Raw genomic sequence first — 23,294 nt, forward strand, 5'->3', positions numbered from 1 at the left:
AACAAAATAAAAACCCGGCAATCGCCGGGTTTTTTTATAATGAGTTTTTTATTTCCATTCTAGGGTTTCCATGATATGCCGTATATCATTTTTAAGATAAACAGCTGCAGGGTAAAGGGAATCGAAATTTGGTTTTGCATAAAAATAGAGCGAGCCATTTAAAAAATGGTTTATGCTATCAGTAAGGTAAAATTGAGATTGGGATGCTGCATTCCCACCAACCTCATAGAACATTCCAAACGACTTTTTTTCAGGGCTTTGATACACTTGTTCAGCTATTTCATCAGCTTTACTAACGTGTTTTTGGGTTAGTTCTTGGGCATCTCTCAACAAATTAGTTAAGTTTCCATCTACGGGTTTATAGGTTAAATAAATTGTACCTTTCATTGAAGGATACTCCACATCAACACCAATAGTACCAGTGTTAGGATCATATTTTATTTTCGAAATTGGTTTAGCGAAATCGTTTTTCTCAAAAGTAAATGGTAAGGCTGCGATATCTGTTTGGTGATATGCTGGTTTAGGATAATCTAATCTTAATTCTGCCTTGGGCTTAGGCAACGGTTCATCCCCGCAGCTTACCAATAGACATGCTGTAGCTATAACTATAGAAACTAATTTCATGGGTTCAATATCGTAAACTTTACTTGTTTGATGCGTTTTTTGTCTAATGCTTCAATAGTAAAAACGTAGTTCTTAAAATTTATTTTGCTGTTCAATCTAGGGAAAATACCTGAAATTTCTAGTACAAACCCAGCAACTGTTTCTGCCTCACCCTTGTGATTCTCAAATTCATCTTCGTCAGGAAGGCTCAGAATTTTATAGAAATCTTTTAAAGGAGTTTTTCCTTCAAAGGTGTAATTGTAATCATCTATTTTAGTATAAATAAGATCATCATCATCGAACTCATCACTTATGTCCCCTACAATTTCTTCAATAACATCTTCAAGTGATACTAAACCAGAAGTACCGCCATACTCGTCCACCACGACTGCTAAGTGTACTTTTTTGGATTGGAATTCAAGCATTAAATCATCGAGCTTTTTGTTTTCTGGAACAAAAAATGGGTCACGGATAAGTGCTGTCCAATCAAATTGCTTTCGGTCTAAAAAGGGCAGAAGGTCTTTGGCATAAAGAATACCAACAATAGTATCTATGCTCTCCCTGAAAACGGGTATCCTAGAATAGCCATTTTCAATTATTTCTGGTATAATTTCCAAATACTTTTGCTCAACATTTATGGCAAAAACGTCCATACGAGGACGCATTATTTGTCGGACATCCGTATTGCCAAAGGATACAATACCTTGTAAAATTTTATGTTCTTCTTGGCTAGTTTCCTTGTCGGAGGTTAACTCTAAGGCATGTGACAACTGATCAACGCTGAGGTTGCTTTTTTGCTTTCCTAGTTTTTTTTGAATTGATATCGTAAAGCGGCGCATTGGCAAACTTAGAGGAGAGAAAACAACATCTAGAATTCGCACTGGTACTGCCATGAATTCAGCAAATTTCCTCCTATTTCGATTCGCATAAATTTTCGGAATAATTTCCCCAAAAAGCAAAATTAGAAAGGTTACTAAGACCACTTCTAAAATAAACTTTAGCCAAGCTATTGTTATACTATTAAAGAAAGATTCGCTCAAATAGGCAAACAATAACACTATTGCGATATTGATAAAATTGTTTGCCACTAGTATTGTTGCCAACAATTTTTTGGGTTTATCCAGCAATAGCGTAATGTGATTATAAGTTGAGGGCTTTGTTTCCATACCCTCATCCAAATCTGACCTTGTAAGGGAAAAGAATGCTACCTCTGCTCCAGAAATAAGCGCGGAACAAAGTAATAACACCAATAATAAAATAAGTCCGGTTAGTAAGGCGCCTTCAATGGCTAAAAAAGAAATTAAATAACTCGGGGGTTCAGGATCCAATCGTTATTTTTTTGGTTATACATAATTAAAATGGAAGATCATCATCTTCATCCATTATTGGTTCGTTGACAGTTTTTGAGGAACTTGCCAAGTTGGGTTGAGATGGGTTCGACATCGCTGAGGTCTCCTCGTTCTTTGCAGTAAGGAATGTGAAGTCCGTACAAACTATCTCGGTAGAATATCGGTCGTTTCCTTGATCGTCCTGCCATTTACGAGTCTTTATTCTGCCTTCTACGTAAATTCTATCTCCTTTGCTAAGGTATTTTTCGCAAATTTCTGCGGCTTTATTTCGCACAACAATATTGTGCCATTCCGTATTTGTTATTTTTTCGTTGGTTTGCCTATTTGTATAGGTCTCATTAGTAGCTAATGGGAAGCGGCCAACACAACCTCCTCCTTCAAAATAATGCACTTTAACATCATCGCCCAAATGGCCTATTAACATAACCTTGTTTAAAGTACCAGACATTTTTCTCTTTTTGTTTTTTGTATAACGGTTTGTTTGAAAAATTATCGATTACCCATTCTTCAGTCCGAGATAATCGAAAAATTCTAATTCATTTAAGTTGGCAAAATTACCAAAATAAAAGACAATAATAAATGTAATAAAAATTGATGAGTTGGCTCAGTAATCTAACTCATACTCTTCCAAAAATTTGCTGATTAGAACTGGTACAGGATATCTATTAAGTTCTTCAAGATCTACTTTTTCGGTTAAAATTTCACTCGTACTGACGATCCAAAATTTGGTATGAAGATTTTGATGGGATAATTTATGAACGACATCCTTCTCATTATATAGGTAGATATCCGAAGGATCTGAAATATAACCTTGAAACTCTTCCATCTCTATTAATTCTTTATCGGTTATTGCCTTTTTAGTTTCAATAAGTGGAAATTGATAAAGATTTTCCCATATCCCCTTATTTTTTCGCTGTTCCAAGGCAATTCTAGACTCATTTATAATTACTAAAAAATTAAAATATCTATCCTTTACTTTTGTTTTTTTAATCTTGACAGGAAGATCTTTCACTTTGTTATTTGCAAGTGCAAAACAAGACTCATTTAAAGGGCAAGTTTCGCAGTTGGGATTATTTGGGGTGCAATGTCGAGCGCCAAACTCCATAACCGCCTGATTATGTTCTCCTGGAGAGCTATGGTCAAGTACCTCCTGCGCCAAATTTTTAAAATACTTAACGCCTTGTGTACTATTAATAGGTAAATCTATACCATAATATCTGCTTAAAACTCGGTAAACGTTTCCATCCACAACAGCTTGATTCTCCTCAAAACATATAGATGCGATGGCGCTAGCGGTATAATCTCCTATGCCTTTTAATTTAATTAGCTCTCTATAGTTATCTGGGAAAATGCCTCCATATTTTTCAGCCACAATTTTAGCCGTAGCATGTAGGTTACGTGCGCGGGAATAATAACCCAAACCTTGCCATGATTTCAGGACCTGTTCCTCTGAGGCATTCGCTAAATCAAAGACTGTTGGACATTCTTCAACGAATTTTTCGTAATAAGGCAAACCTTGTTTCACCTGAGTCTGTTGAAGAATAATTTCCGATAACCAAACAAAATAAGGGTTTTTGGTTTTTCTCCAAGGAAGTATTCTCTTGTTCTTTGAATACCAATCTCTTAATATTTTACTAAAACTCATTTTAATTTTCAGAGGAGAGCAAAAATAGCCCTTTATCCCTTTAAATTTTAGTTATTTAGGCTTGAATGTTTGAATTTAAATTACCTATATTTGCATCCCTTATAATTAATAGTAACCTTTAAAAGAAATAACAATGACAAAAGCTGATTTAGTAGCTAAAATTTCTGAGAAATTAGGAATTGAAAAAGGAGATGTACAGGCAACTGTTGAAACGTTTATGGAAGAAGTAAAAACTTCATTGGAATCTGGTGATAATGTTTATTTGAGAGGATTTGGAAGTTTTATCATCAAAACAAGAGCTGAGAAAACAGGGCGTAACATCTCTAAAAATACCACTATAAAAATACCAGCGCACAATATACCTGCATTTAAACCAGCTAAAGTTTTTGTAGAAAGTGTAAAGAGTAACGTAGAGGTAAACTAAATAGCTCTAATATTAATTTTTTATAATTTATCGATCTATGCCAAGTGGTAAAAAAAGAAAAAGACACAAGGTAGCAACGCATAAGCGTAAAAAGAGAAGACGCGCTAATCGTCACAAAAAAAACAAATAAACTAAAAAAGTAGTTTTTAAACTACTTTTTTAGTTTTTACAAACGTTCTTTGACATCGAATTTTATTGACTGTTTCTACTACCTTGAGACAGCTTAAAATTTATTGGATTTTAAAATCCTGTGTAAAGACAAAATTTTTTAATAATCAGTCTAGAGCTCTTTTTGCTCGAGATGTAAATTAACAACATGGAGAAAGAATTGATTGTAAGATCCAGTTCTGATATTGTTGATTTTGCGTTATTGAAAGATGGGAAATTAATCGAATTACACAAAGACGAAGATGACAACAATTTTGCGGTAGGCGATATATTTTTAGCCAAAGTTCGCAAAATTGTTCCAGGGCTCAATGCAGCCTTTGTCAATGTAGGTTACGAAAAGGATGCATTTTTGCATTACCACGATTTGGGACCACAGCTTCTGTCTATGCTGAAATTTGTAAAACGCGTAAGCACGGGTAAACACACAGACTTTTTACTCAAAAATTTCAATTTTGAAAAAGACATTGATAAAAACGGCAGCATTCCGAATGTCTTAAAATCGAACCAATCTATTTTGGTGCAAATTGTTAAGGAACCAATATCTACAAAGGGACCAAGGATTAGCTCTGAGCTATCCATAGCAGGTAGGTATTTGGTACTAGTACCTTTCTCAGATAGATTCTCAATATCCCAAAAAATAGAATCTAAAGAAGAGCGAGACCGATTAAAACGCTTAGTTAAAAGCATTACCCCTAAAGGTTTCGGGGTCATCATCCGTACGGTGGCCGAAGGAAAGAAAGTCGCAGATTTAGATCGCGATCTTCAAAATTTGTTGGGTCGTTGGACTGCGACATGTAAAAAAATGTTTAGAGCACATCATCCGAGCAAGGTGCTAAGTGAAATGAACAAAGCATCCTCAATTTTAAGGGATATTTTTGACGATTCATTTACAAGTATTATTGTGGACGATGAGACACTCCAAATACAAATAAAAGATTATTTACAACAAATTGCGCCTAATAAAGAGTCCATTGTAAAATATTACAAAAACGGTATTCCTTTGTTTGAAAAATATGGCATTGAACGGCAAATTAAAACCTCTTTTGGTAAGACGGTTTCTATGCCTAAAGGAGCCTATTTGGTTATTGAACATACCGAAGCATTACATGTTATTGATGTGAATAGTGGTAACCGTTCTAACAAACAAAAAAGTCAGGAAGATACGGCATTAGAAGTCAATATAATCTCAGCAACCGAAATTGCCAGACAATTACGTCTGCGCGATATGGGTGGGATTATAGTTATAGACTTTATTGATATGACTAAGGCTGAAAACCGTAGAACTCTTTTTAATCATCTGCGACAAGAGATGCAAGATGATAAAGCTAAACATAAGATTTTGCCACCTAGCAAGTTTGGTCTCGTTCAAATAACAAGGCAGCGGGTTAGGCCTGAGCGAAATATAAAAACGAGAGAAGTTAATCCTAATGCAATAGGAGAGGATGAAATTGAGGCGCCAATTAAATTGGTGCAAAAGATCACCCACGACCTAGAGGGACTTTTCCGTAAAGACTATAAAAAGTTAACGCTAAATGCGCATCCTTTTATAGCTGCCTTTCTAACGAAAGGATTTCCGTCTGTGCGTTCAAAATGGTTTTTTGAACATAAAAAATGGGTTAAAATTCAACCCAGAGATGCTTACACCTATCTTGAATACCATTTTTATGATAAAAATGGAACAATGATCAAATAATATCAAAAAAAGTAAAGCCTTTTCAGCGAAAGTTGAAAAGGCTTTTTTGTTTTATACATGAGGTGAAATGTATTATTTACCCCAAGCTTTTAATTGGCGTTCTTGCTCATTATAAGGAATGCCTTCCTTGATCCAGTCTTTGGCTTCGGCTCCTTTTAGGTAGTGATCAAACCATTCGAGGATTCTTTTTTGATAATCGATTTGGTTTTTTGGTTCGCGTAAACCATGTCCCTCCTTGGCATAAACCAATAGAATGAAATCTTTGTTAGCTCTTCTGGCGGCATTATAATATTCAACTCCTTGTCTCCAGTTGACATTCATATCATTGTCACCAACCTCAAATAAAATTGGAGTGTTCAATTTATGAACTTGCATAACCGATGAATTTTCAATGTACTTTTCTGGTGCTAACCATGGAGATGTCACCATACGTTCTTGGCCCACTTCAAAATGATTGTTTTCTGGACTTCCTCTAAAAGCTGGTGTGATAGCCAAATTCATACTTATTAAATTGGTTAGACCTGCGCCAGCAACTGAAGCTGCAAAAATATCAGTTTGTGTAGGAACAAAACCAGCCTGATAACCACCCCAGGAGTGACCTATAAGTCCTACCTTGCTGGGATCAACATCACCTTTTTCGATCACTGCAGCAACAGCTTTCTCTAAGGTTCTTGCTGATGATACACCAGGATTTCCCGCTTCAAATTCAATATCTGGGTTAAATACAAAATAGCCATTTTGAGACCAAACAGTTGTGTTATAGTAACTCGTTTCAGATGGTGCAATAAAATTGTTAAGGTTAGCTGACAAGGTTTCGTATATGTAGGTAATCATAGGATATTTCTTGCCCTTTACATAGTCCGCAGGGTAATACAAAATACCTTGAGCTTCATTTCCCAAAGCATTTGTATAATTAACCAATTCGGCTTTCCCCCATTTATAATCCTTTAAAAAGGTGTTAATCTTAAATATTTCTGATGGATTTTCAAAAGACTGATTAGTAACATAAAAAGATGGTGACTCATCATATCTCATTTTAACCAAAGACATCATAGATTCATCTTCAGATTTCCCTGCTATGTTTATTCTGGCGGGCTCATAAATCAATGTTTTAATTTGCCCCCCAAGTTTTCCTTGAGCATAACCACTATCTTTAGTAAGCTTGCCACTCATTGAAAAAGTCAACCCGTCCTTAGGATTAAATTCTTTGGTGCCCCATGGATTTGCATAATTTACTCTGTAGATTATATTACTAGGTTTACCATCTGTGATTTTCGTGATTTTTTTGTTAGTAGGGTGGAATTGCCAAACATCGAATTCAGAATACAATAAAAAGCTTTTGCTATCTTCTGACCAACCGCCGAAGCCATAGGCAGGTTTTTGTGGAACAGGGTGGTCGTTATGGTTGTTAATGAATTCTGCATGAATGCCTTCTGTAAGATTTCGACTAGACATTTTAGTTATGTCAAAAAGATGCAAATGATCATCCTTCACATACACAAAATAATTTGCATCAGGACTTAAATCGAAATTCGCAGCTACATTCTTTACCAATAAATTTTGTGTGCCATTTTCAGCATCTACTAAATAAAGATCAAAGGATGGTCTTCCAAAAAGGCTTTCAAAACGATAGGGTTCTTGGTTTAATCCAATAAACTTGGTATTGTCTTTATTAATTGATACCGATTCTACATTTCCTTCAACTAAAACATAAAAGCTATTGTCTTTAATATTCCAAACCGCTTGTCTTGGTTGGTCAATTCCTTTTCCAGTAGATACTTTTTGTTGTGTGATAACCAATTCATCTTTGCTATTCCAGATTTCTAGGGCTGGTGCCTCTTCGTGCCATTCGTCTTTTGAATCAGAATCTGTTTTGGTAGAATCTGATTCCTTCTTGTTAGCCTTTAAATGTCGATCAAAAATGTTGAAAAACACGCGATCTCCATTTTCTGAAATTTGGATTCCGCCTGTTGTAACATACCAATCCTTATGGAAAGATTTAAAATTATCTTGATTGAAGTTATGGGAAGCAGGAGTTTTTCCGCTTAAATCATTCCAAACAAGTAGGGTGTTAGTAGCCTTGTCGTAATTGTCATCCTTGACCTCTTTAACTACCAAGAGATCATCATTATCTTCTGCCCAAGTTAAGCTTATATAATTTGCAGCCTCACTATCTAGGGAGGTTAGTGTATTGTTTTCTGGATTATACAATTGAACTGTATTAGCCTCTTTATCCTTGGTATGGGTTGAAAAAGCTAATAAATTTCCTTTTGGCTGCCAGGCAAAGTTTTTTACATTTCCGAAGCTAATTTCTTTTCCAGATTTTAAAGTTCTTATAATAAGTGTGTTTTGGCTGTCTTTTACCCGGTATAGGCTTAAATAATCTCCATTCCCACTGAAACTTCTACTTTTTACATCTGCAAAAAAGACTGTATCCTTAGTTGAAAGGTTATATAATGCCATTTTATTAGGCACAGGTTTCTTAGACTTCTTTAATTTTTTAGCCTCCTTGCCAGGTAACATAACACTATAGGTAATCCATTTACTGTTTGGTGAAAAATTTAATGATGAAGCATTTTCGAAGGTTAAGAATTCTCCAGTACGAAGTTGTTTTAACTGAATGGTATAGTCGCTATCATTAGTTGAGATATTAATTCCGGCCCAGTTATTATCATCAGAGAACAGAACATTTCTGGCGGATTCCCATTTTCCAAAATGTTCGCGAGGAACTAAGGAATTCTGTTTTTCATCTTTTGCTATTTGTGCATTAATCGTTGTTAAGGATGACAACAAAAAAAGTGAAGCAATTAAAATTGGAAGTCTAAATTTTTTCATGAACTTGTTTAGATTAGAAATAAGAATAGTAATAGCTTTTCAATTCTATAGAGACGAAAAAAATGTATTTAACCCCTATTATTGAATCAATTTTATGGTTTTTTTAGCTTTATCCATGACTCGATAATTAATTATCCAAAAAGCTATCGTACAACCCAAATTTAAATTTCTTTCTTAAGTCGCAGGATTTGGGATCTCTGAATGGATTTTATTTATCTCCTTCAGTATATCTTCACCAAGTTTCAAATGGATACTTTCAATATTCTCTTCTAACTGTGCCGAATCTGTAGCGCCGATTATATTAGATGTAACAAAAGGCCTATCTGTAACAAAGGCCAACGCCATTTGGGCAGGTGATAAGCCATATTTTTCAGCTAATTCCATATAACGTTTTGCCGCCACCATGGTTTGTGGGTCGCTATATCTTGAAAAGCGTTTAAATAGGTTTAATCTAGAATTAGGTTTGTCTAAGCCTTTGAAATATTTACCAGATAATATCCCGAATGCCATAGGAGAATAAGCCAATAACCCTATATTTTCTCGATGTGATACTTCTGCCAAGTCACCTTCAAAGGTTCTGTTAACTAGAGAATAAGCATTTTGAATTGTAATTGGTCGCGGCAAATTATTGTATTTAGCCTCTTCTAAATATCTCATGGTTCCCCAAGCTTTTTCATTTGATAGACCAACAAAACGTACTTTGCCATCAGAAATTAATTCTTGAAATGTTTCTAAAACGGCATAAAAATTTTGATTCCAATGTTCGTTTTCGTCATGCGTATAATCTCGAGTCCCGAAAGTATTAGTTTCCCGCTCTGGCCAATGCAGTTGAAAAAGGTCAATATAGTCAGTTTGTAAGCGCTTTAATTCTCTGTTAACCGCATCAATGATATTCTGCTTTGAAAATCCACCTGTTCTAATATGCTTGGTATAATCACCGGGCCCGGTAATTTTACTGGCTAAAATTAGTTTATCGCGGTTTCCGGTTTTTTTTAACCAAGTGCCAATATAGGTACTAGTTCTACCTTGGGTTTCTGCTTCCGCAGGAACAGGGTATAATTCAGCAGTATCAAAAAAATTGATGCCTTTGTCAATAGCCATGTCCATTTGAACGTGAGCTTCATCCTCTGTATTTTGTTTACCCCAGGTCATAGTACCCAAGCAGATTTTGCTAATTTCAATATCGGTATTTGGCAATTTTGTGTATCTCATGTAAAAAAGGAAATTCTAATGCGATAAGTGTTACGCATAGATTTTTGGTTTAATAAATAATTTAGGTTCTTGATTTGGTTAGTCAATCTCGTTTAGTAGATTAGAAATGGCGTCTAATTTAGGCGTAAGAATTACCTCAATTCTCCTGTTTCTGGCTCGGCCGGAATCTGTTTCATTGGTTGCAATTGGTGCAAATTCTCCACGACCAGCCGCAGTTAAATTCTCGGGATTAATATTTGGATTCTCCCTAAGTATATTAACTATTGCTGTAGCTCTTTTGGTAGAAAGATCCCAATTTCCACTTAAAGCACCTGTACCAGTATAGGGTACATTGTCTGTATGGCCCTCAATTAAAATGGCAATCTCAGGATTATCAGCCAATACACTACCAAGTTGTTTTACTGCCTGTCTACCATTTGCACCCACCGCCCAGCTTCCCGACTCAAAAAGCAATTTGTTTTCCATAGATACATAAACCTTTCCATCACGTTGCTCTACGGTCAACCCTTTGCCCTCAAAATTGGTAAGCGCTGATGAAATAGCATTTTTCAGCTTGGTCATGGCAGCATCCTTGTCGGAAATCACCTTTTCCAATTCTGCAACCCGCTCAGACCTATCTTGAAGTTGTCTTCTCAACTCTTCCAATCGGCTATTTTCAGCCGCTAAGGCTTGTTCTTTTGCTTCCAATTGTGCCAATAATTCTCGGTTTTTTATCGAGTTTTCGGCTATCGCTGCAGAGCTGTTTTCTTCAAGTGCATTATAAGATTCCTTTAAGGTGGCCAAATTGGTTTTGGTTGCCTCTAAATCTCGTTCAAGCCGGTCCCTTTCGGCAATGGCTTTTTCATAATCTTTTTTTAATTGATCAAGTTCGTTTTTGAATTTTGTTAGGGAAGATTCCAATTCGGTATTCTCATCCATTAGATCCCTATTTTCTTTTTTTAAATCTGCATATTTCGATTCTAAATCTGTATAAATCTTTTTTGAAACACAGGAAGGTAGAATTACTGCAATTATCAAACCTAACAATAGGTGCTTAAAATTCATGTTCGTATTTTTTAATTAGCTGTTTCTAATGATTCTAACTCAATTAACATAGGACAATGATCGCTATGCACCGCATCCGATAAGATGACACTTCTTTTAATACGGTTCTTTAAAGGGGTGCTTGCCAAGCCATAGTCAATCCGCCACCCCTTATTATTATTTCTGGCGTTAGCTCTATAACTCCACCATGTATAATTATGTGGTTGATCATTAAATAACCTAAAGGTGTCAATAAAGCCACTTTTCATAAATGCATCAATCCATTCACGTTCTACCGGTAAAAAACCAGATACATTTTTGTTCCGCACAGGATCATGAATGTCTATGGCCTTATGACAAATATTATAATCCCCGCAAATGAGAAGATTTGGAATTTCTTTTTTCAAATCGTCAATATAATCCTGGAACATAGCCATGTATTCCAATTTGTGGTCTAATCTATTAATGTTAGTGCCAGATGGTAGGTAAAGACTCATTACCGATACATCCTCAAAATCTATACGTAGATTTCTTCCCTCAAAGTCCATGGATTCTATACCAGTGCCATAAACCACATTTTTAGGCCTTATTTTTGAAAGAATCGCTACACCACTGTATCCTTTTTTTTGGGCACTAAACCAATAGGTATGCGGATAACCAATATCCATAAATTGACCAACATCTATCTGTTCCTCCAAAGCCTTAATTTCCTGAAAACAAACAACATCCGCGTCTACTGTTTTAAGCCAGTCAATAAGGCCTTTGTTCATTGCGGCTCTTATTCCGTTTACATTATAGGAGATTATCTTCATTCAATTTCTATTTAGGCTAAAAATAATAATACTGTACTTTTATCCCATAACTTTAAAGACCTTTTAACTTTAAAATATTCCCAGCTATTCTTAGTTAAGAATAATCATGAAATGGACACTCCGCTTGGTATTGGTCTTCTTACCGCTTTTGGGTTTTGCCCAACAGCGCTTTCCCGATATCATAAAGATTAAAAAAGCCGTTTCCGACACCATTCGTTTAGATTCTACCAGTATCAATCCATCATATTTTAAGGTTTATGATAAAAAAGGATTTGTAGTTGATTCTAACTCTTATTACATTGATTTTGTAAAGTCCTTGCTCGTCTTTAAAAACGAAATTGTTTTGGATTCAGTTCAAATTGAATATTTACCATATCCAGATTTTTTAACAAGAAGGTATTCTTTGTTGTCTGATACCATTATTGTACCGAATACCAATGCTATTAACCGGTTATACCAACTTTCACAATCTAATAATTCTAAGCAATTTACACCCTTTGATGGTTTGAATACTTCAGGAAGTATTTCAAGAGGATTTACGGTGGGGAATAATCAAAATTCGGTATTAAATAGCGAGTTGGATTTACAAATTTCAGGTAAACTTAGTGATAAGGTTTCTTTAAGAGCCTCAATACAAGATGCCAATATTCCATTGCAAGAAATTGGTTATTCTCAGCGCTTAGATGAATTCGATCAAATTTTCATTGAGCTTGTTAGTGATGATTGGTCCATTAGGGCAGGGGACATAGATTTGATAAATAACACTACCAAATTTGCAAATTTTACAAAGAGGGTTCAAGGTCTTTTAGTTAACGCTGATTTAGGAAATGAGCAAACTTCAGCCAACGCATTTGCTTCAGGTTCCTTGGTACGAGGTCAATTTACTACGAGCAGATTTGTCGGTATTGAAGGAAATCAAGGGCCTTATAAATTAAGGGGGCCAAATAATCAATTATTTGTACTCATCGTATCTGGTAGTGAAACTGTTTATGTTAATGGTATACCTTTGAAAAGAGGGGAAACCGAAGATTATATAATTGATTACAATGCGGGTGAGATTATTTTCAATTCTACTTTCCCAATAACTTCGGAGATGCGGATAACGGTAGATTATCAGTTTAGTGATCGCAACTATACAAGGTTTACAATTTTTGGTGGAGGTGGAGTTCAAAAGGATAAATGGCAAATAAATGCTGCAGTATATTCTGAATCGGATGCCAAAAATCAGCCACTCCAGCAAAATTTGTCGCCTGAGCAAGTCGAGGTTCTCAAGTTGGCAGGTGATAACCGCGATTTAATGGTGGCACCATCGGCCGTAGAAGATAATTTTTCTGAAAATCGTATTTTATATAGAAAGCTTAATGTTAATGGTGTTGATGTTTTTCAATATTCTAGCGATTCTGAAGAAACCTTGTATCGTGTTCGTTTTACAAGGGTGGAGCAGGGTAACTATATCTTACAAAATGCCAATAGCATTGAGCCAATTTACGAATATGTATCTCCAGTAAATGGTATTCCTCAAGGTGAATTTGAACCCGTTGTTCAGCTAATTGCTCCGGAGAAATTACAAATTGGAGTGGTCAATGGTTCATTTAAACCCAATTCTAAAACTGAAATTTCGTTTGAAGGTGCAGGTAGTAAAAATGATTTGAATTTATTTTCCTCCCTAGATGATGCTAATAATGACGGTTTTGCTGCAAATTTAAATGTTAGTCAAACCCTAATTGAAAATGATACAATTTGGAAATTATCTGCCGTTGCGAATATTGATTTTATACAGGAAAAATATAGGTCGGTCGAACGTATATATGCGGCTGAGTTTGGAAGAGACTGGAATTTAATCAACCCGACTGGGGATCAAACTTTTATAACAACCTCGTTAGACTTTCAAAATTATAAAATTGGATATGCCAATTACAGTTTTCAAAGTTTAGAATATCGTGGGTTTTTCAATGGAATTAGACATGGGCTTCGTTTAGGATTCGATACTGGTCGCTGGCGTTTATTTTCAAATAGTAGTTTTTTAAATTCTGATGGAGAGATTTCCGAAACTAAATTCTTAAGGACTTACAACAGTGCAGCCTTGGATTTAGGTAAAAAGTGGGTAGGAGCAAGATTTTCAGTTGAAGATAATGAAGAACAGTTAAAGGAAACTAACCAGCTGTCAAATTTAAGTCAGCGATTTGCAGCCTACGAATTTTTTAGTGGAATTGGGGATAGTACGGCGGTATATGCGGAAATAGGTTATAAATATCGAGTAAATGATAGCTTAAGGAATAATGAAGTAAGAAAAGTGAATACTTCTAATACTTATTATTTAAGGAGCAAGATCATTCAAAGCCAACAAACAAATCTGTCTGTATTCGCAAATTACCGACAATTGACATGGGAAGAAGAAGAATTTGAAGATGAGTACAGTTTAAATTCAAGGATTCTTTTCTCTCAAAACCTATTTAAACAATTGGTACTGTTGTCTACAGTTTATGAGACAAACGCTGGTACAGTTCCACGGCAAGATTTCACTTATGTAAAGGTTGAGCCTGGTCAAGGGGCATATACCTGGAATGATTATAACGGAAACGGCATTCAAGAATTGGATGAGTTTGAACTGGCTCAATTTCAAGATGAAGGTGAATTTATTCGGGTGTTATTGCCAAACCAAGCTTATACTAAATCGCACCAAAATAGATTTAGTCAAACGATTACCGTAAATCCAACTCAATGGTCTGTTTCAGAAAATAAAATGAAAAAGTTTTGGTCTCACTTTTTTGAACAAGTCAGTTATTTGGTTGACAGAAAAACTCGACGGGAAGGGTCTAATTTCGATTTAAATCCGTTCGCCGCTGAAGATGAAAATACATTACAGATGAATAGGAGTTTTAGAAACTTATTGTTTTTTAATAGGGGTAAACAGCATTATACAACTTCATATACCTATTTGAATAACTCTAATAAGAATTTACTGTCTATTGGTTTTCAAGAAAACAATATGGAAAGCCATCAACTTACATTTAATCACAAGGTTCAGGAATCTTGGCTTTTTAACCTTAAATCCATTTTTCAAAACCTTGAAAACAAAAGTGAAAATTTCAGTAGTAGAAATTACAGTTTAGATGAGATTAGGTTAGAGCCAAAATTGTCTTACCTGTTTGGAGACAACGCAAGTATAGATGTATTTTACCAGTACACTAAAAAAGAAAATACAATTGGGGATAATGAGAGTTTACAGCAAAATAATTATGGTGTTTCTTTTACGCTGAATTCTACTAATAAAATTTCCTTGAATGGAGAATTTAATTACTTCGATAATACCTATGAAGGCCAAGTGAACACGCCAATTTCCTATCAAATTTTAGAGGGTTTACAGCCAGGTACTAATTTTACATGGTCTCTAATTGCTCAGAAGAAAATCACTCAATTTTTAGATTTAAACCTAAATTATTTTGGCCGAAAGACACCGACCTCTAGAACTATTCATACTGGAACGATTCAATTGCGTGCCTATTTTTAGGTATATTTTCATAATTAGAATTCCTTTTCTTTAATTTTGTAAATCACAATTAATCCCGAATCGATGAAATATCTTTTTTTATTCATTATTGCGTTATTGCCTGTTTTTGGTTTTTCCCAAGAGCCTGATCAAGAGATCGAGGTTGAAATTGAAGAGCCGATTAAAAAACATGAAATAAAAACAAACCTTTTCTATTTGGCCTTGGGAGGTATAGAACTTGGTTACGAGTTCAATTTTAGCAGACGTAATTCTGTGGGTATTTCAGGCATGGTGCCTTATTCTAAAGATGCCAAGGATGACATTAAGTATTATGTGGCGCCTTATTATCGGTACTTTTTTGGAAAGAAATATGCCTCGGGTTTCTTTTTGGAAGGTTTTGGTATGCTAAACAAGTTAGAGAATGAAAAATACGATGAGCCAAATTCTGATGAATCGAGTGAATTTGTATCAGATTTTGCTATTGGTTTAGGAATAGGAGGTAAGGTGCTTTTGGGGAAAGGTTGGTTATTGGAAGTTAATTTTGGTGCAGGTCCTAATTTAGCAAAAGTAGACAAACACAATATTTCTGTAATTGCCAAAGGAGGAGTTCAATTGGGATATAGATTCTAAAAAATAAAGCCCGGTAATACCGGGCTTCTTTTTACATTTTCATTAACCAATGTTTCACGTCAGTTTGCTTCTTAATCAACTCTTTTAAGGATTGAATTGGCACGCGTTCTTGTTCCATAGAATCTCTGTGACGTATAGTAACAGTATTGTTTTCTAAAGTCTCGTGGTCTACAGTAATGCAGAATGGAGTTCCTGCCGCATCTTGACGTCTATATCTTCTACCTACAGCATCTTTTTCATCATAATCCACATTGAAATCCCATTTAAGATCATCAACGATCTTTTGTGCAATTTCTGGCAATCCGTCACGCTTAATTAATGGTAATACTGCGGCCTTAGTTGGTGCCAAAACTGCTGGAATTCTCAATACTGTTCTGGTAGTGTTATTATCTAGCTCTTCCTCTACTAATGAGTTTGAAAGAACGGCTAAAAACATTCGGTCTAAACCAATAGAAGTTTCCAGAACGTAAGGAACATAACTTTTGTTTTCTTCATTATCGTAATATTGAAGTTTCTTTCCAGAATATTCTTCATGCTGACTCAAATCGAAGTCTGTTCTAGAATGAATTCCTTCAAGCTCCTTAAAGCCGAATGGGAATTTAAATTCTATATCACAAGCGGCATCGGCATAATGTGCCAATTTTTCATGGTCATGGAATCGGTAATTTTCTGCTCCCATACCTAATGAAAGATGCCATTTTAATCTAGTTTCCTTCCAATGTTCATACCATTTCTGTTGGGTTCCAGGCTTAATGAAAAATTGCATTTCCATCTGTTCAAATTCCCGCATCCTAAAGATAAATTGTCTTGCGACAATCTCATTCCTAAACGCCTTGCCAGTTTGTGCAATACCGAATGGTATTTTTAAACGACCAGTTTTCTGCACATTCAAAAAATTCACGAATATACCTTGAGCGGTTTCAGGCCGCAGGTACAAATCCATAGCATTTTCAGCAGACGCACCTAATTTGGTACCAAACATTAGGTTGAATTGTTTAACATCTGTCCAGTTGCGGCTTCCTGTTAATGGATCTGCAATTTCTAGTTCTTCAATAAGCGCCTTTACGTCCGCTAAATCTTCAGTTTCTAAAGATCTTGCCATGCGCTTTAAAGTACCATCAATTTTTTCTTGATATCCCAAAACCCTAGGGTTGGTAGATCGATATTGGGCTTCATCGAAGCTCTCCCCAAATCGCTTTCTTGCCTTCTCAATCTCCTTGTCAATTTTTGCCTCAATTTTTGCACAATAATCTTCAATTAGAACATCTGCTCTATATCGCTTTTTGGAGTCTTTATTATCAATTAGTGGATCGTTAAAAGCATCAACGTGTCCTGATGCTTTCCAAGTAGTGGGGTGCATAAATATTGCTGCATCGACACCTACAATATTGTCATGCATCTGCACCATTGCTCTCCACCAATAATCCCTGATATTTTTCTTTAATTCTACACCATTTTGGCCATAATCGTAAACTGCGCTTAGGCCATCGTAGATTTCACTGCTTTGAAATACATAACCGTATTCCTTGGCGTGGGAAATAACTTTCTTAAACTGATCTTCCTGCTGTATCATGCTGCAAAAATAAAAAACCGCTCTAATTCAAGGAGCGGTTTTTCAATATATATTTAGTATAATTAGTTGAGTAGCACCGTGGTGTTTTCCAGCATTGTATCGTTATGGAAAACATTCACTCTGTATGTCCCTTTTTTTAAAGGCCTGTCGTTATTGTCTGTTATTATATCTAAACAAACCTCGTTATCGTTGCCTAAGTTCTTTAGGTTGTATCTGCCACTGTAAATAAGTGAAGCATTCCCAAAGTTCATGGCACCTTTATCTGCAACCACATTATTGTTTGGGTCTAGAATTTGAACGAATAAATCACCGGCTAATGTAATCTCATTAGTGTTTACCAATTTTAAACAGACTTCAAATAAGCTGGCGGAGTTAGCTTTTATGGTAATCAACTTTTTACCAGAAGCTACTCGGTATGGCGTTACTTCTAGAGAATTTAACATTGCCACTACAGGTAAATTTTTTAATTCCTTTACCTTCAGTAGTTCTTTAGATAGTGTTGCATTGGTCGACTGAGAATCCTCTAGACTAGCTTCAAGTGTTTGGTTGTTCGTTGTTAACGAGGAATTTTCTTCCTTTAAGGAATCTATAATACCTTGTAAATAAGAATTTTGCCTTAAGACTGTAGTTATTTGAGTGCTACTATTGTCGGAGGCACTTACTTGCTCTTCTGGCAATGAGGTTAAAGAATCTATAGCAAATTGAAAAAGCTGTTCAGAATTTTCAATCTGTTGTTTTAATTCATTATTGATTCCCGTAACTTCATCATATTGAATTAAAGCGTTATCTAATTCTTTACGAATAAGTTGGTTTTCACTTTCTAGAAATGCTCGTTCAGATTCGAGGGATTGATAGCTGAAAAAGCCTACTGCGGAAATTGCCGCAACCGTAACTATGAGGGAACCAATAATTAACCTATAATTAAATAGTTGTGGGTTAACTATCATTTAAATCAATGGATTAATTGCAGCGAAAATAGATATTAACTTCAGCGAAGGTTATTTTAATCGATGAAATGGTCAAAAATTTGTTAAACTTATTTTTTCCTAGACACTGTTTGGCTTGTGATGGGTTCTTGAATGATAATGAAAAACTTATCTGTACAGGTTGTAGGCATGAGTTGCCATTGACCAATTTTCACTTTGAAAATGATTCTACCGTAAAGAATATCTTATACGGAAGAGTTGAATTAGAAAAGGCAACTTCCCTGCTTCATTTCAGGAAGAAAAGCATAGTACAAATTTTAATACATAATCTGAAATATCGTGGTCATGAAGAAATTGGCGACATGTTGGGGAAATGGCTAGGTAATGAACTGGATGAACTAGGATGGGCAAATGATATTGATTTGGTAATTCCCGTTCCTCTTCATAAGAGTAGGTTACGTGAGCGTGGTTATAACCAAGTCACAAACTTTGGACAAGCAATAGCTGGTTCATTGAATGTTCAATTTGAAGATAAGGTGCTTCTTCGGCAATCTGCGACCAAAACACAAGTATTTAAAGGAAGAATTGGAAGGTCTGATCTTTCTGAAGCTAAATTTGTAGTGACTAACCCATCTATAATTGAAGGTAAGCACCTGTTATTGGTGGACGATCTTATTACAACTGGTGCCACTATTGAAGGCTGTGCCAATGCCCTCCTAAAAGCACATGGGGTAAAGTTGAGTTTGGCAACTATGGCCCTCACAGATTAATTTTCTCCAAACACAATAATATTGTTTCTTTGCCATTAATTGCTTTTGAAACACTTAGAGTTGAAAAATCTACTTACCATTTTTATAATTATAGTTGCTCTTTATTCCTGCGCAAATAGAGGAACTCCCACAGGTGGGCCAAAAGATGAAACTCCCCCTGAAGTTCTCCGCACCGAACCAGAGAATTTCAGCACAAATTTTAATGCAAAGGAAATCCGTATTTATTTTAATGAATATGTGAAATTGGATAACCTCCAAAGACAGTTGATTGTATCCCCACCTATGGATCCAGAGCCTACGGTTACCCCATTGGGAACGGCAAATAAATATGTGAAAATTATAATTAATGATACGCTAGAGCCTAATACAACTTATGCGATTAATTTTGGCCAAAGTATAGTAGACAATAATGAAAGTAATCCGTATCCATTTTATAAGTATGTTTTTTCCACTGGCACTTATATTGATTCCTTAAAAATATCTGGAAATATTGCCAGTGCTGATGCTAGGGTTACAGATCAGTTTGTATCGGTAATGTTATATGAGATCGATTCAACCTATAGCGATTCAATAATTTACAAGGAACGCCCACGATACATTACTAATACTTTAGATAGTTTAACGACTTATACTCTAGAGAATTTAAAAGAGGGTAAATACTTATTGGTTGCAGTTAAGGATAAAAATAGCAACTACAAATACGAACAGAGATCAGATAAAATAGGGTTTTATGAGGGCATTGTTAATGTACCATCAGATTCGATTTATAACGTAAAAATTTTCAAGGAAGTTTTAGATTTTGAGGTATTTAAGCCATTTCAAGTATCCGGTCAGAAAATTGGTATTCCATATCAAGGGGATAGAAAAAATTTAAACATTGAAATTTTTGGAGACAGCCTACCGGATAATTTAGAAACCCGTTTAACCAAAGATAAAAAAACAGATACTCTGTACTATTGGTATAGACCAAAGGTTGAAATTGATTCAGCTAAATTCCGATTTGAAAATTTAACTTATGTTGATACTGTAAAATATAGATTTAGGGACCTGCCTCGAGATTCTATGCAAATTAAACCCCTATATTCTGGGTCTTTAGATTTCGATAAAGTGTTTAGCCTAGAAGCAAATGTACCTTTTGAATCAATTGATGAACGGCTTATTACGATTTTAGATAAAGATTCTTTGCCTGTCTCATTTGCAACGTCCTTGGATACTTTGAATAATTATGTGCAAATACGATTTGAACTTGTTGAGGAAGGTTCATATGAAATTCAAGCTCTTCCAAATGCGGTAACAAGTTTTTTTGGGGAAGTTAATGATACTCTTAATTATTCAATTAGAACAAAAGCTTATTCAGATTACAGTAATGTTAGGGTAATTCTTAATAATGCTGTCTATCCGATGATTCTCCAGTTAACAGATAAAATGGAAGTGGTTAAATATGAAAAATTTGCAACTGCATCAGGGCCTGTTGATTTCGATCTTATAACTCCTGGAGTATATTATCTTAGGGTAATTTATGACTCTAATGGAAATAGAAAGTGGGATTCTGGGAACTATTTAGAAAAACGCCAACCCGAAAGGATTAGCTTTTATCCAGATGAAATTGAAGCTAGGGCAAATTGGGATCCTATTATTGAATTTAATTTATTACAAACGAGTCCCGATCCTCCAGAAAATTAAGTTTATTACGCACATCACTTAACTCCTTTTTGGATAAGGTTGTAATTATTGCCCCTAATTCATTTTCACCTAATTGTCCAATAACATTTCCTAAAGGATCAATACTTTGGCTATGTCCACAATATGGGTGTGCGTTGCCGTCCAATCCAATTCTATTAACTCCTATACAATAGGTAAGGTTTTCAATTGCACGGGCTTTTAAAAGTACGTCCCATGCCTCAATCCTAATTTCAGGCCAGTTTGCCACATAGATTAATAAATCGTAATAATCTGTATTCCTCGCCCAAACCGGGAAACGTAAATCATAACATATCTGAGGTGCTATTTTCCAGCCCTTATATTCAAAAATTTCACGTTTAACCCCCTTGTTGTATACTCGATCTTCCCCAGCTAAGGTAAAGGTGTGTCGTTTATCGTAATGTTTTATTTTACCATTTGGATAAACAAATAATAATCGATTATAAAAATGGTTGTTTTCCTTTATGACGAGACTGCCACAAATGGCTGCTCTCTTTTGATCGGCCATGGTTTGCATCCATATTACCGAATCTCCATTCATTGTTTCAAAATGATCTTCTGCATTCATCGTAAACCCAGTAGTAAACATTTCTGGTAGAATGAAAAGGTCAACCTCCTCGGAAATAGCCGTTATATGATTTGTGAAATTGATACGGTTCTCCTCAGGATTTTCCCAAACCAAATCGTATTGAAGTAATGCAATTTTTAAATTCTCTTTCATAAGTATGAAATTAAAAGAAAAGTTACTATTTAAGGAGTTGAAGTCAAAAATGCCAACGTTAAATTCTATTTAAAATCTCTGTAGCCTTAATAAGGGTCTCTTCCTTTTTGGCAAAGCAAAATCTCAACTGTTTGAGGTCTTCCTTGTTTTTATTAAATACTGAAAGCGGTATAGCAGCAACACCATATTTTGTGGTAAGCTCTTTTGCAAATTCAACATCAGGTTTGCCCGTAATTTTAGAATAATCCACTACCTGAAAGTAAGTGCCTTCAGAAGGCTTAAATACAAAATTGGAATCTTTCATCAATTCTAAAAATAAATCGCGCTTTCGCTGGTAAAATTTCGAAATGTTCAAATAGGTGTAGGGGTTTTGCATATAATTTGCCAATCCAACTTGCATTGGATGATTGACTGAAAAAACATTAAACTGGTGTACCTTCCTAAATTCGCTCATTAAATGTTTTGGGGCACAACAATAACCAACCTTCCAACCAGTATTATGGAATGTCTTTCCGAAAGAAGCAACAATAAAACTTCGTTCCTTTAATTGAGGAAACCGACACACACTTTGGTGTTCAGATTGGTCGAAAATAATATGTTCATATACTTCATCACTAAGAACTAGAAAATCATGCTTAAGTGCGAGTTGCTCTAAATTTAAAAGGTCTTGTTTTTTTAATATGGTCCCTGTGGGGTTATGGGGAGTATTTATAAGCATCATTCTCGTCTTATCCGTTATGCTATTTTCAACTTCATCCCAATCGATGGTTCCATTGTGTTGCATTTGTATTGGCACCGTTTTACCACCGTTAACTTCTATTGAAGGTTGATAAGAATCGTAGGCCGGTGTAAAAATGATTACTTCATCGCTAGGTTTAATAAATGCTGAGATAACAGTAAAAATTCCTTGTGTTGCCCCGGCTGTTACCGTTATTTCCGTATCTGGATTGTAAGTGCTATTATATAGAGTATTAAACTTTCTTGAAATTTCAACTCTTAGACCGAAATCCCCAGCCATTGGCGCATATTGATTGAAACCATTTTCCATGGCGTCATTAACTTCCTTGATTAATATTGGGTCGCTCTCAAAATCAGGAAATCCTTGCGATAGATTTATGGCATTATTTTGCTTTGCCAAGGCACTCATCAAGGTGAAAATAGTTGTGCCAACATTTGGCAGCTTAGATTGAAATTTCATTTATTGTTAATTTATTTCGCCAGTTTGAATATATACAATAACATCATTAAGGCAGGTAGCCAAATCGTTTTTAATTTCATGATCCCAAAACCGAAAAATGGTAAAGCCCAATTGTTTTAGCTCTTCATTAACTTGACGATCGCGCTGAATGTTTCTTTCAATTTTTGGAATCCAAAATTTTCGATTGGTTTTTATCCCTTTCTTTCGATCATTCCACTGGTACCCGTGCCAAAAACTGCCATCGACGAAAATGGCTAGTTTATATTTCTTTATTGCAATATCTGGTTTTCCTGGAAGATCCTTATTGTTTATCCTGAAGCGCACGTCTGCCCGCCAAAGCGCTCTTCTTAAAATAATTTCGGGTTTTGTGTTTGTTCCGCGAATTCTCCCCATCATTTTGGAGCGCTTCTTAGTAGTGTAGAAACCAGACTCTTCAGAAAATTTGGGGACTTTAATTATATCATCCTCTAAATAATTTTTCATAACATTTCTGCTTCAATAAAATATACCCATTATTTTAA

General features: G+C 35.4%; 19 protein-coding genes. 6 read left to right on the forward strand and 13 right to left on the reverse strand.

Going from position 1 to position 23,294, the window contains the following annotated elements; translation table 11 throughout:
* Window positions 1-48: 48 nt before the first annotated feature.
* The 4 genes from gldD to mutY all read right to left on the reverse strand — a co-directional run bounded on the left by gldD (window position 49) and on the right by mutY (window position 3,597).
* The gene (gene gldD / locus ISU00_RS08460) at window positions 49-624 is read right to left on the reverse strand and encodes a gliding motility lipoprotein GldD (RefSeq protein ID WP_228853625.1); all 576 of its coding nucleotides are present in this window, start codon (window positions 622-624) and stop codon (window positions 49-51) included.
* Complete coding sequence (gene gldE, locus ISU00_RS08465; protein WP_228853626.1) at window positions 621-1,931, reverse strand: gliding motility-associated protein GldE; 1,311 nt, start codon at window positions 1,929-1,931, stop codon at window positions 621-623. The genes gldD and gldE overlap by 4 nt, the downstream gene beginning before the upstream one ends.
* 25 nt (window positions 1,932-1,956) lie before the next feature.
* Complete coding sequence (locus tag ISU00_RS08470) at window positions 1,957-2,400, reverse strand: single-stranded DNA-binding protein (protein ID WP_228853627.1); 444 nt, start codon at window positions 2,398-2,400, stop codon at window positions 1,957-1,959.
* Between the two features lie 156 nt (window positions 2,401-2,556).
* Window positions 2,557-3,597: an A/G-specific adenine glycosylase gene (mutY, locus tag ISU00_RS08475; protein WP_228853628.1), complete on the reverse strand. Its 1,041-nt coding sequence runs from the start codon at window positions 3,595-3,597 to the stop codon at window positions 2,557-2,559.
* A gap of 133 nt (window positions 3,598-3,730) precedes the next feature.
* Between mutY and ISU00_RS08480 the strand changes: the two genes are divergently transcribed.
* Both ISU00_RS08480 and ISU00_RS08485 read left to right on the forward strand, forming a co-directional pair.
* Window positions 3,731-4,021, forward strand: coding sequence for an HU family DNA-binding protein (locus tag ISU00_RS08480; RefSeq protein WP_228853629.1), 291 nt, complete (start codon window positions 3,731-3,733; stop codon window positions 4,019-4,021).
* Between the two features lie 316 nt (window positions 4,022-4,337).
* A complete protein-coding gene (locus ISU00_RS08485) occupies window positions 4,338-5,882 on the forward strand; it encodes an Rne/Rng family ribonuclease (RefSeq protein WP_228853630.1) in 1,545 nt (514 codons plus the stop codon).
* A gap of 72 nt (window positions 5,883-5,954) precedes the next feature.
* Here ISU00_RS08485 and ISU00_RS08490 read toward each other — a convergent pair whose 3' ends face one another.
* The 4 genes from ISU00_RS08490 to ISU00_RS08505 form a co-directional block, all read right to left on the reverse strand.
* On the reverse strand, window positions 5,955-8,717 hold the full coding sequence (locus ISU00_RS08490) for a prolyl oligopeptidase family serine peptidase (protein ID WP_228853631.1): 2,763 nt from the start codon (window positions 8,715-8,717) through the stop codon (window positions 5,955-5,957).
* Between the two features lie 174 nt (window positions 8,718-8,891).
* Window positions 8,892-9,929, reverse strand: coding sequence for an aldo/keto reductase (locus ISU00_RS08495; RefSeq protein ID WP_228853632.1), 1,038 nt, complete (start codon window positions 9,927-9,929; stop codon window positions 8,892-8,894).
* Window positions 9,930-10,007: 78 nt separating this feature from the next.
* Window positions 10,008-10,973, reverse strand: coding sequence for an OmpA/MotB family protein (locus tag ISU00_RS08500; RefSeq protein ID WP_228853633.1), 966 nt, complete (start codon window positions 10,971-10,973; stop codon window positions 10,008-10,010).
* 11 nt (window positions 10,974-10,984) lie between these two features.
* Window positions 10,985-11,764 carry an exodeoxyribonuclease III gene (locus tag ISU00_RS08505; protein ID WP_228853634.1) on the reverse strand — a complete coding sequence of 260 codons (780 nt, stop codon included), beginning with the start codon at window positions 11,762-11,764 and terminating at the stop codon, window positions 10,985-10,987.
* Between the two features lie 106 nt (window positions 11,765-11,870).
* On the opposite strand from ISU00_RS08505, the gene ISU00_RS08510 reads away from it, so the two are divergent.
* Together ISU00_RS08510 and ISU00_RS08515 are read left to right on the forward strand one after the other, a co-directional pair.
* A complete protein-coding gene (locus tag ISU00_RS08510; protein ID WP_228853635.1) occupies window positions 11,871-15,275 on the forward strand; it encodes a hypothetical protein in 3,405 nt (1,134 codons plus the stop codon).
* Between the two features lie 63 nt (window positions 15,276-15,338).
* Window positions 15,339-15,884 carry a DUF3575 domain-containing protein gene (locus ISU00_RS08515; protein ID WP_228853636.1) on the forward strand — a complete coding sequence of 182 codons (546 nt, stop codon included), beginning with the start codon at window positions 15,339-15,341 and terminating at the stop codon, window positions 15,882-15,884.
* 31 nt (window positions 15,885-15,915) lie between these two features.
* On the opposite strand, the gene ISU00_RS08520 is transcribed toward ISU00_RS08515, so the two are convergent.
* Together ISU00_RS08520 and ISU00_RS08525 are read right to left on the reverse strand one after the other, a co-directional pair.
* Window positions 15,916-17,457 (reverse strand): glycine--tRNA ligase, encoded by a 1,542-nt coding sequence (locus ISU00_RS08520; RefSeq protein WP_228853637.1) that lies wholly within the window; start codon window positions 17,455-17,457, stop codon window positions 15,916-15,918.
* A 62-nt stretch (window positions 17,458-17,519) separates the two neighbouring features.
* Window positions 17,520-18,404, reverse strand: coding sequence for a hypothetical protein (locus ISU00_RS08525; protein WP_228853638.1), 885 nt, complete (start codon window positions 18,402-18,404; stop codon window positions 17,520-17,522).
* Window positions 18,405-18,472: 68 nt separating this feature from the next.
* Here ISU00_RS08525 and ISU00_RS08530 point away from each other — a divergent pair, with 68 nt between their 5' ends.
* Both ISU00_RS08530 and ISU00_RS08535 read left to right on the forward strand, forming a co-directional pair.
* A complete protein-coding gene (locus ISU00_RS08530) occupies window positions 18,473-19,153 on the forward strand; it encodes a ComF family protein (RefSeq protein WP_228853639.1) in 681 nt (226 codons plus the stop codon).
* Window positions 19,154-19,213: 60 nt separating this feature from the next.
* Entirely contained in the window at window positions 19,214-20,836 is a 1,623-nt protein-coding gene (locus tag ISU00_RS08535; RefSeq protein ID WP_228853640.1) for an Ig-like domain-containing protein, read from the forward strand.
* On the opposite strand, the gene ISU00_RS08540 is transcribed toward ISU00_RS08535, so the two are convergent.
* The 3 genes from ISU00_RS08540 to ISU00_RS08550 are packed head-to-tail and all read right to left on the reverse strand — an operon-like array spanning window position 20,796 to window position 23,256.
* Window positions 20,796-21,575 carry an amidohydrolase gene (locus ISU00_RS08540; RefSeq protein ID WP_228853641.1) on the reverse strand — a complete coding sequence of 260 codons (780 nt, stop codon included), beginning with the start codon at window positions 21,573-21,575 and terminating at the stop codon, window positions 20,796-20,798. The two genes, ISU00_RS08535 and ISU00_RS08540, sit on opposite strands and share 41 nt — an antisense overlap.
* A 58-nt stretch (window positions 21,576-21,633) precedes the next feature.
* Complete coding sequence (locus ISU00_RS08545; protein WP_228853642.1) at window positions 21,634-22,773, reverse strand: methionine aminotransferase; 1,140 nt, start codon at window positions 22,771-22,773, stop codon at window positions 21,634-21,636.
* Window positions 22,774-22,779: 6 nt separating this feature from the next.
* Window positions 22,780-23,256 carry a very short patch repair endonuclease gene (locus tag ISU00_RS08550; protein ID WP_228853643.1) on the reverse strand — a complete coding sequence of 159 codons (477 nt, stop codon included), beginning with the start codon at window positions 23,254-23,256 and terminating at the stop codon, window positions 22,780-22,782.
* Between the last annotated feature and the right edge of the window lie 38 nt (window positions 23,257-23,294).

It is taken from the genome of Aegicerativicinus sediminis, from assembly GCF_015476115.1.
GTDB lineage: Bacteria > Bacteroidota > Bacteroidia > Flavobacteriales > Flavobacteriaceae > Aegicerativicinus > Aegicerativicinus sediminis.

Excerpts from the sequence above, each read along its gene's own strand:
- gldD (WP_228853625.1), bottom strand. The coding sequence starts at position 624 with ATGAAATTAGTTTCTATAGTTATAGCTACAGCATGTCTATTGGTAAGC.
- ISU00_RS08470 (WP_228853627.1), bottom strand. The coding sequence starts at position 2,400 with ATGTCTGGTACTTTAAACAAGGTTATGTTAATAGGCCATTTGGGCGAT.
- mutY (WP_228853628.1), bottom strand. The coding sequence starts at position 3,597 with ATGAGTTTTAGTAAAATATTAAGAGATTGGTATTCAAAGAACAAGAGA.
- ISU00_RS08480 (WP_228853629.1), top strand. The coding sequence starts at position 3,731 with ATGACAAAAGCTGATTTAGTAGCTAAAATTTCTGAGAAATTAGGAATT.
- ISU00_RS08485 (WP_228853630.1), top strand. The coding sequence starts at position 4,338 with ATGGAGAAAGAATTGATTGTAAGATCCAGTTCTGATATTGTTGATTTT.
- ISU00_RS08490 (WP_228853631.1), bottom strand. The coding sequence starts at position 8,717 with ATGAAAAAATTTAGACTTCCAATTTTAATTGCTTCACTTTTTTTGTTG.
- ISU00_RS08495 (WP_228853632.1), bottom strand. The coding sequence starts at position 9,929 with ATGAGATACACAAAATTGCCAAATACCGATATTGAAATTAGCAAAATC.
- ISU00_RS08500 (WP_228853633.1), bottom strand. The coding sequence starts at position 10,973 with ATGAATTTTAAGCACCTATTGTTAGGTTTGATAATTGCAGTAATTCTA.
- ISU00_RS08505 (WP_228853634.1), bottom strand. The coding sequence starts at position 11,764 with ATGAAGATAATCTCCTATAATGTAAACGGAATAAGAGCCGCAATGAAC.
- ISU00_RS08510 (WP_228853635.1), top strand. The coding sequence starts at position 11,871 with ATGAAATGGACACTCCGCTTGGTATTGGTCTTCTTACCGCTTTTGGGT.
- ISU00_RS08515 (WP_228853636.1), top strand. The coding sequence starts at position 15,339 with ATGAAATATCTTTTTTTATTCATTATTGCGTTATTGCCTGTTTTTGGT.
- ISU00_RS08520 (WP_228853637.1), bottom strand. The coding sequence starts at position 17,457 with ATGATACAGCAGGAAGATCAGTTTAAGAAAGTTATTTCCCACGCCAAG.
- ISU00_RS08525 (WP_228853638.1), bottom strand. The coding sequence starts at position 18,404 with ATGATAGTTAACCCACAACTATTTAATTATAGGTTAATTATTGGTTCC.
- ISU00_RS08530 (WP_228853639.1), top strand. The coding sequence starts at position 18,473 with ATGGTCAAAAATTTGTTAAACTTATTTTTTCCTAGACACTGTTTGGCT.
- ISU00_RS08540 (WP_228853641.1), bottom strand. The coding sequence starts at position 21,575 with ATGAAAGAGAATTTAAAAATTGCATTACTTCAATACGATTTGGTTTGG.
- ISU00_RS08545 (WP_228853642.1), bottom strand. The coding sequence starts at position 22,773 with ATGAAATTTCAATCTAAGCTGCCAAATGTTGGCACAACTATTTTCACC.
- ISU00_RS08550 (WP_228853643.1), bottom strand. The coding sequence starts at position 23,256 with ATGAAAAATTATTTAGAGGATGATATAATTAAAGTCCCCAAATTTTCT.